The sequence below is a fragment of the Nocardia sp. CWNU-33 genome, assembly GCF_046764895.1.
In the GTDB taxonomy this organism is placed as follows: Bacteria; Actinomycetota; Actinomycetes; order Mycobacteriales; family Mycobacteriaceae; genus Nocardia.
The window spans coordinates 1-6400 of sequence record NZ_JBKOQN010000081.1 but is presented as its reverse complement, the minus strand read 5'-3'; the positions used below and the strand labels follow the sequence as shown (position 1 = coordinate 6400).

Annotated in this window: 8 protein-coding genes; 4 read left to right on the top strand and 4 right to left on the bottom strand. The window is 64.2% G+C overall.

Going from position 1 to position 6400, the window contains the following annotated elements; all coding sequences use genetic code 11:
* Nucleotides 1–159 precede the first annotated feature (159 nt).
* A complete protein-coding gene (locus ACLMAL_RS39255; protein ID WP_412003710.1) occupies nt 160–498 on the bottom strand; it encodes a hypothetical protein in 339 nt (112 codons plus the stop codon).
* Nucleotides 499–544: 46 nt separating this feature from the next.
* On the opposite strand from ACLMAL_RS39255, the gene ACLMAL_RS39250 reads away from it, so the two are divergent.
* Nucleotides 545–715, top strand: a complete 171-nt coding sequence (locus ACLMAL_RS39250; protein ID WP_412003709.1) for a hypothetical protein — start codon at nt 545–547, stop codon at nt 713–715.
* A 323-nt stretch (nt 716–1038) separates the two neighbouring features.
* Here the strand turns inward: ACLMAL_RS39250 and ACLMAL_RS39245 are convergent, their stop codons facing one another.
* Together ACLMAL_RS39245 and ACLMAL_RS39240 are read right to left on the bottom strand one after the other, a co-directional pair.
* Nucleotides 1039–2403 (bottom strand): peptide ligase PGM1-related protein, encoded by a 1365-nt coding sequence (locus ACLMAL_RS39245; RefSeq protein WP_412003708.1) that lies wholly within the window; start codon nt 2401–2403, stop codon nt 1039–1041.
* A gap of 52 nt (nt 2404–2455) precedes the next feature.
* Nucleotides 2456–2953, bottom strand: a complete 498-nt coding sequence (locus ACLMAL_RS39240) for an SET domain-containing protein-lysine N-methyltransferase (RefSeq protein WP_412003707.1) — start codon at nt 2951–2953, stop codon at nt 2456–2458.
* A 269-nt stretch (nt 2954–3222) separates the two neighbouring features.
* Here ACLMAL_RS39240 and ACLMAL_RS39235 point away from each other — a divergent pair, with 269 nt between their 5' ends.
* Nucleotides 3223–3549, top strand: coding sequence for a hypothetical protein (locus ACLMAL_RS39235; protein WP_412003706.1), 327 nt, complete (start codon nt 3223–3225; stop codon nt 3547–3549).
* A gap of 280 nt (nt 3550–3829) precedes the next feature.
* Here the strand turns inward: ACLMAL_RS39235 and ACLMAL_RS39230 are convergent, their stop codons facing one another.
* The gene (locus ACLMAL_RS39230; protein ID WP_412003705.1) at nt 3830–4381 is read right to left on the bottom strand and encodes a hypothetical protein; all 552 of its coding nucleotides are present in this window, start codon (nt 4379–4381) and stop codon (nt 3830–3832) included.
* A 273-nt stretch (nt 4382–4654) separates the two neighbouring features.
* Here ACLMAL_RS39230 and ACLMAL_RS39225 point away from each other — a divergent pair, with 273 nt between their 5' ends.
* The gene (locus ACLMAL_RS39225) at nt 4655–5380 is read left to right on the top strand and encodes a transposase (protein ID WP_412003704.1); all 726 of its coding nucleotides are present in this window, start codon (nt 4655–4657) and stop codon (nt 5378–5380) included.
* Complete coding sequence (locus tag ACLMAL_RS39220) at nt 5370–6242, top strand: transposase (RefSeq protein ID WP_412003703.1); 873 nt, start codon at nt 5370–5372, stop codon at nt 6240–6242. Before ACLMAL_RS39225 ends, ACLMAL_RS39220 begins: the two co-directional genes overlap by 11 nt.
* The last annotated feature ends 158 nt before the right edge of the window (nt 6243–6400 follow it).

Genomic DNA, 6400 nt, shown 5'->3' with positions numbered 1-6400 from the left:
TACGCCGCCAATGTTGCCGACTTCGATGGCAACCGCCTGGAGTTTGTGCATAAGGCCTGGAACCCCGCGCGCTAGGGCCGCAGGCCAGCAGCCGAACCAGCCGTACAGCCCTATCCGGTATTCGGCATTTCCGCAAGTCAATGACTCTTCTCTGGCTGGTCAGTACCGGTCGTCCACGTCAGGGTTGTCGAAGACTGCGCCGTAGTGGCGCCCATAGTCGGTCGTCGAATCTGCAAGCGCGCGCAGACGCGCCCTGACATCGGCGATGGGATCCCCAGCCAAGAATCCACCCCTGCCGTCAGAGCGGACTCCGCCGAGCATGCACAGCCCGAGCAGCGCCAAGACATCCTCGACTTCGTCCATCGGCGCCGGGTCGATCTCGTGGCGGACCGCTCTGTGTATGTCGATCGCGGTGAAGCTGGCGTGCGCCTCCGCCTCGTCGTCGATGACTGCAAGGACGACCGCCAGTAGCGCACCGTTCCGGTCTTCCGTAGCCATGGCAGCTCACGGTACCGCCCGCGTAGGTCAAGCAGCGGACAGTCAGATGCCCCAGGGAACCTCCACCAATGCAGGGCCGTCGAATCTGGGCATGGACTTCGAGGAGCGTCAGGCCCTTATCGAGGATGGACATGACCCGGATGATCTCCGCCTTCAGCTGAGGATGGCCGCGGCGGTCTACTGGCTACGGCGGCGGGCAATCGAGGCCGGCATCTGACCGGCGCGTCGACCTCGACGACGGGGAGGTTCATCGCCGGGGTGAGATGGCGGCCTCTGCGCACCATTGCCGCGTCTCGACGCAGCCCTGCTTGTTGCCACCTGGCGGACGGCAGTTATTCGATTGCTGCACTATTCCCGCTCCAGGTCGGCGTCTGGCCGAGGATACGAGACCATCCGAAACGGAAGATCCTCTCTGGGGTTCCAGGACGGGGTTGGCTTTGTGCAGCGCCGTTGCCGGTTCCAACAGCATGGTAGCGGCATAGCGGACGTTCAGTCCGCCGGTCGAGTCTGCGATCGACGCTCGTCGGCCTTGGTTTCAACTTATGCGTTGGCGTTCGTGAGTCCGGTGAGGAGTCCTTTCAGCTCGGTCTCGATGTGGTGGGCCTCGGCGTGGCCGCGGCCGATGACGAGATATTCGATGCGGGAGGTGGCCGGGTCGTCGGCGGCGATGATCACGCCCGAGCCTCGGTGCGTGTCGAAGTGGATGCCTGCCTGTTCGAGGTGGTCACGGAGTTCGGTGGTGCGGGGCGCGGGCACGCCGATGCGGGTCAGAAGTACATGGTTGTGCAAGTAGTTCTGCCCGAGCAGGCGGCGGGCGATGGTGTCGAGGTTGGTGGCTCCGCCTGCGCGGCCGTTGAATTCGGTGTAGGACAGGCGATTGTCGGGCCCGATCATGGCGTCGATGTTGATCAGGCCGTGGTAGCCGAGGCGTTGGGCAAACAGCGCGATCTGCTGGCTGCCCGCACCGAATTCGGTGTGCACGGTCGCCGGAAGGTCTTGCGGGGGAATCACGAAACCCGTCCAGCGAGGTTCCATCCGCATTTCACCGTAGTTCCGCAGCACCGGCATCCCGGATCGTGGAATGTAGAGCTCGCTGGAGAGACTCCGAGTGCCGGATTGATACACCTCGACGACGAACTTCGCGGGCGCCGCGCCGGCGGGAAGGTCGAGCACATCACCGTGAGGGAGGTTGTGCTCGTGCAGCTTTCGGTGCAGGTCGCCTCTCGGATCGTCACCCGGACCGAGGCTGAGTGTGTGCAGGACCCCGCATCCGGTCGCCTCGTGGTCGGTGGTGATCAAGGTGTTGCCCAGACCGCCGGAGTTCTGGTCCTGTTTGACGATGACCGATCCGGTCCGGTCGAGGAGTTCGACGACCGCGTCGAGCAGTTCACCCCCCGCTGTGACGACATACCCCTCCGGTACCGGAATGTCCGCGGCCAGCGCGAGGGCACGGAACACCGATTTGCTGTTCATCAACGCGGCCAGATCCTGCGCGTACAATGCGGCATCGGTGTCGAGCCCCAGTAGCCGTTCCCACCCGGCGATGTCGCGGTCACGGACATAGCACGACATCGTCCAATCGCTGCGGTCGAAGCCGCTACTGCTGATCCGATCCCGTACTGCGGCAAACAGTTCGGGATTGGCACGGGGATTCCACTCGATGCTGCGATAGTCCTGCATGCTCAGTACCGCCGGACCCTCGCCGCAGATGTCGAGCATGGCGGTGAGATAGGAAAGGAACTCCTTGTCGACCGGGCCGGGCAGGACCGCGATGTCGGCGACGTCCAGGCTCCACAGCATGCGCGCGGCCTCGACATAGCAGCCCAGCCATGAGGCCGGGGGCAGGTCATCGGGCCTGGCGGTCATCGCGCGGCTGTGGGGATTGGCGAGCACTACCTTCGGCATAGCCTCTATCTTCCTGCCCAGCAACGGTATTGGGGACGCTTGGCGTGGGGTTTCAGTGCGGCGAGGTGAGGTAGCTCGCAGTGTGGGTGAGACGACGGCGTTGAGCCGAGGTCAACACCGCATAGCCCGAAATGGTCTCGCGACAAGCCGGCACGCCGCACTCACAGGCCGGGACCGCAATGGAGTGATACTCCGAACTCGCGTAGTCCCAGGTGAGTTCGTCTCCCACGTTGATCGGGCGTAACGCGAGGAAATCGAAGGCACCGGCCGCATTGTCACGGATGCCGAGGTTGGGCCCGCACGAATGGTTCAGCAAGCGTGCGGGTTCGTCGAAGTCGCAGTGGATGTCGATGCCGGTCTGGAACGAATAGATCGTTCGCTGAGGACTTACCGCGGTGATTCGAGCACTGATCACCAGCTCGGCGGTACGCCAGGAACGACTGGCGAACACTCCGCGTCCCTTGCCCAGCACCACGTCGACGAGAAATGATCCTCGGTCGGTGTCGACGATCGACGGGCTCGCCTCAATGTCCATGCTGCTGTCAACCATCGTCGTTCCGTCCTTGTGTGGCGATGTGCTTCGGTAGGGCAAGGATTCCGACGGTACCGGTAGTCGAGGCCGATTGCCGCCCACATGGTCAGCGATCATGCTGTCTCCCAGGGGTTTCCGTTCCTCAGCAGCGTCGACCGCGCGATCGCCGCGTTGTCCACATCACCGAGTCGACACCCTGCGATACAAGACGTTCGCCGACCGCGCGCCCAGCGGCAGGTCCGGACGTGTCGATACGCAGACGACGATGGGGTCAGAACCACACTGGGATGGCGTCGGTAAACCCGGGCCATCCCAGTGGGATCGCGGAATCGGCGGGTGCTGCGCGCCGACCACGTGCGGATCCGGATGCGCCGACAGGTCGGCGGATCGCCGCGATCATCGCCGAGCGGCTGGGGCACCGATGGAAAGAGATTTTGCTCGACGAGAACGCTGCCCCTGGGTTGGGGCAACATCCTTGGGATGCTCGGCCACCGATAGTGCTCGACACCACGGCTGCCGCAGATCTCGGGTATCAGGCAGTCGGTGACTACGCCACCATCGTCGCCGACACCATCGACCAACTTTGCCTCATCGGTCGTCGCGGGTTCGGATGACGCCTGGCACCTGCCAGTGATCGATCGGGACTTCCTCGCCGGTTCCTTCGCCTACCCGACCGAAGACAGCTACCTCGCGACGCGGCTCTGACCCGTACACGATCTGCTGCCCCGCGCGATATCAACCATCACATAATCGGCAACAGTGCATCCGGACCAGTTGCTGGCAAGGTGCCATGGCACGCCGACTGGCCGCATACGGGGCACGGACCTGGCCGTCCGTGGGGAATCTGCACTTGCCGCTAACACGTCGAACCCCGGAGAGAGTGCGCCGTGGTGTCTATGGTCCGTATTCGTCGATGATTCGCAGGAGGTCCTCGACCGGTAATGCGAGCAGTTCGGCGTCTTTCACGTCGGCGTCTGCGGCAGTGAGTCCGAAGACGAGGGCGGTGTTGTCGTCCACGTCGAGTTGCCATTCATCGCGTAAGTCGTCGCCCTGGGCGACGAGGCTGCCGTTGAGGGTGTGGTCGAAGGTAAAGGCTTCGAACCCTGGCATGCCTTTGGCGTGGCCGCCGGGGCGCAGGAAGTGGTCGATGATGTACTGCATCCACGCGTGCGCGTTCGAGAAACCGTCCTCGCCACCCCCTTCGATACCGGCGCCGCCGCTCGTGGCGACCCACTGACACCACAGTCCAGGCTGGCCGGCTGAAGGGGTGGAATCATTGATCACGTCGTGGTTGTCGCCGTGCCCGTACTGGCCGTCGACATAATAAGGGCCTCGATGGCGCTCGACATGCCGCGTTGCTGCGAACAGGCGCAGGTACTCGATCTCCTCCGCATTCAGCGGCGGTGTGACAGCGATCGTGCCGGTGAACTCCGTGGAATATCCCAAAACCGTCCCTCCGCCGGTGGATTGATGGCCGAGCATCCTGAGACATGGACCTGCCGCTGGGCAACGATCGCCGCCATTCTATCGACTAGACCGCAACAATCGACGACGCCGCGCTCACGCCTCTGCTCGCCCCCGCTGACCTGTTGTGGTGGCCGTTCGTGTCGGTCCACCTGATGAGAGCATCAGGCGGCGGGCATCGCCAGTCCATGCCCGCACCGAAAGCGCGCTGGCACAAGGGGTTCCACCACGGTTCACCAAGACGGCGCCGTCGAAATGATCCGCACGCTGCGCCTCGCCCGCAAGTCTGCGATGCATGCACGCACCCAGGCCGCCAACCAGCTGCATGCCGTGATCGTCACCGCACCGCAGGCCTTGCGAGATCGCTTGCGCCGCTTGTCGATCGCGCGACTGGCCGAAGCCGCCGCCCGGTTCCGTCCAGGTCGGATCGGCACCCTCGAGGCGGCCAGCAGGCTGGCCTTGAAGTCATTGGCGGTGCGTTACCGCAACCTCTCGGAAGAGATCGCCACGCTCGATACCGAGATCGAGCGCTTGGTCGGCCTAGCCGCACCAACTCTGTTCCAGGTCAAAGGCGTCGGCCCCGATACTGGTGCTGCCCTTCTCATCGCTGCGGGCGACAACCGGGACCGGTTGCGTTCGGAGGCAGCCTTCGCGCACATGTGTGGTGCCGCACAGATTTCCGCCAGTTCCGGCAAGATCACTCGTCACCGTCTCAACCGCGGCGGGAACCGTGAAGCCAACCGCGCCTTGCACATGCTGGCGATCAACCGGCTCAGCTACGACCCACGTGCTCGCTCCTACGCAGCTCGGCGCACTGCCGAAGGCAAGAGCAGACGAGAAATCATCAGATGTCTGAAGCGCTATCTTGCGCGGGAAATCTTCCGGGCCCTGACCAGTGACAATCTCAGTGCGGCTCCGCCGACCCATCACCCCTGCCACCAGGACGACAGAGCGAAACCACCACCAGGACTTGACCTATAGGAGCGTCCCCGTCGATGCGCACTCGGTGGCGTTGGCGGCGTTGCGGTCACCGGATCTGCGCCGCGTGCAAGCGGATTCGGAGTTGATCGCGTTGGGCATGCTCGCCGATCGCCGCGACGAGCTCGGCCGCGCTCGCACCGACACCGTCAATCGGCTGCACCGGCTGCTGCTGGAACTGCTGCCTGGTGGGGCGAAGAAGTTCCTGTCGGCGACCCAAGCCCGCAAACTGGTTGCGACCGTGAAGCCCCGCGATCCGGCGGGCAAGGTCCGGCGCCGCCTGGTCGTGGAGTTGATCGGCGAGTTGGAAACGATCGATCGCAAGATCAAGGCCGCGGACAAAGAACTGCGCCAGCTCGTCGCCGAGCATGGATCCACTCTGGTCGATCTGAACGGGATCGGTCCGGCCGGCGCGGCTCGGCTGCTCGCCGATGTCGGTGACATCCACCGATTCCGGGACCGGAATCGGTTCGCGTCCTGGAACGGCACTGCACCTTTGGACGCTTCCTCTCGCCAGCAGCAACGACATCGGCTCTCCCGCGCCGGAAACCGGAAGATCAACCGAGTCTTGCACATCATGGCCGTGGTTCAACTACGCCGTCCCAGCGCGGGGCGCACCTACTTCGATCGCCGCAGGGCCGGGGGCAAGACCTCGATGGAATCGATGCGGGCATTGAAACGACGCCTCTCGAATGTCGTCTACGCACGCATGCTCGCCGACCAGCAACGTCGGGAAACGGCAAGCTCGGGAGGGCAATCGGGGGCGGCTACTGACTCCAGCGCGACCGGCTCAACCCCGCACACCGGCCCTTCGGACAAGCCACAACCCGGACTCACCACCAACCAGAATAGCCCCGAGCTCTAATCCGCGCCTTGACACGAGAGGGGAGCCATTCGCGTGCGTTCGGCAGGCCGCGGTCCGATCTGCTCGGCTCGACCCGTAAGCGGCGCGCAGATAGCCGGCTAATCGGAGATGATCAGCACCTTTTGGCGGCGGAACACGTGGACCGCTGACTTTCTGAT

Bases quoted from the DNA above. Each gene is read 5' to 3' on its own strand.
- ACLMAL_RS39255 (WP_412003710.1), bottom strand. From the start codon at position 498: ATGGCTACGGAAGACCGGAACGGTGCGCTACTGGCGGTCGTCCTTGCA.
- ACLMAL_RS39250 (WP_412003709.1), top strand. From the start codon at position 545: ATGCCCCAGGGAACCTCCACCAATGCAGGGCCGTCGAATCTGGGCATG.
- ACLMAL_RS39245 (WP_412003708.1), bottom strand. From the start codon at position 2,403: ATGCCGAAGGTAGTGCTCGCCAATCCCCACAGCCGCGCGATGACCGCC.
- ACLMAL_RS39240 (WP_412003707.1), bottom strand. From the start codon at position 2,953: ATGGTTGACAGCAGCATGGACATTGAGGCGAGCCCGTCGATCGTCGAC.
- ACLMAL_RS39235 (WP_412003706.1), top strand. From the start codon at position 3,223: ATGGCGTCGGTAAACCCGGGCCATCCCAGTGGGATCGCGGAATCGGCG.
- ACLMAL_RS39225 (WP_412003704.1), top strand. From the start codon at position 4,655: ATGATCCGCACGCTGCGCCTCGCCCGCAAGTCTGCGATGCATGCACGC.